The sequence below is a fragment of the Kitasatospora nipponensis genome (assembly GCF_039528135.1).
GTDB lineage: Bacteria > Actinomycetota > Actinomycetes > Streptomycetales > Streptomycetaceae > Kitasatospora > Kitasatospora nipponensis.
In genome coordinates this window covers 1-957 of sequence record NZ_BAAALF010000541.1, presented here as the reverse complement: position 1 = coordinate 957, position 957 = coordinate 1, and the positions used below count along the sequence as shown (strand labels likewise).

At 66.6% G+C, this 957-nt stretch carries 1 protein-coding gene and 1 pseudogene; both read left to right on the top strand.

Going from position 1 to position 957, the window contains the following annotated elements:
* Positions 1–364, top strand: a 364-nt coding sequence (locus tag ABD323_RS41760; RefSeq protein WP_344447299.1) for a helix-turn-helix domain-containing protein, incomplete at its 5' end; no start/stop codon positions are given.
* Positions 365–388: 24 nt separating this feature from the next.
* Positions 389–753: pseudogene (locus tag ABD323_RS41755) on the top strand (IS110 family transposase); the annotation flags it as partial.
* Between the last annotated feature and the right edge of the window lie 204 nt (positions 754–957).

The window sequence follows — 957 nt, the reverse complement described above, 5'->3', positions numbered from 1 at the left end:
TCAACCGCACAATCACGAGGGGAGAAGCCCGATGAGCCACACTCGCTGGAAGCTCGCCCGCGAGCGCGCGATCACCGAAGGCCAGAACGAGCTGCCTGAAGTCGAAGCCATGCGCACGGAGATCCGTATGGCCTTCGACCTCGGACAGGCGGTCTACGACCGCCGGACAGCGCTGGGCATCTCCCAGACGGAACTCGCCAAGCTGGCCAACATGACGCAGCCGCAGATCTCGAAACTCGAGCTCGGTGGAACGGTCCCCACGCTGCCTCTGCTGGCGCGCCTAGCCAAAGCACTGGACGCCTCGCTGAACATTGCCCTGGATGGCGACACCTCCACTGTCGCCTTCACTCCGCACGCCGCCTGAGCCCATTTCTGTCACCACGACGCCGTGCACTGGCCGGCTACGCGAAGGCGGGCTTCGTCCTGGAGCAGGGGCAGGCAGGCCCGGATCTGGGTGGGGAGCGACGCTGGCAAGGGGCAGCACTGGGCGGCGGCTGTGGACGAGTCGGGGTTCGAGGTCTGGTCGAAGAAGATCGACAATGACGAGGCAGCGATTCTGGAGGCGACCGCAGGGCGCTGACGATGGCCGAGGCGGTCGACCTGCCAAGCAGGGCTTCTGCGTTGCTGCTGGCGTTGTTGGCGTCGCACGGGCAGAAGCCCGTCTACGTTCCGGGCCGCATGGTGAACCGGATGGCCGGTGCCTACCGGAGCGAAGCGAAGACTGATGCCCGCGATGCCTTCGTGATCGCGGAGGCCTGTGTCCCTACCCGCAGTTCGGCATGTGACGACGGCTACTGTCTGGGCCGTCTGTGGGCTGTGCGAGGCGAACCGAGGGCAACCGGCGACGACGGTTTCCGACGGCTCGATCCCAGATCAGGAGCGGGCGGCCAGGTAGAGCCGCAGGTGGACCGGAGGCCTCGTCAGTTCCTGCGCAACAAGCGCCAGGAGTGGGAGGAG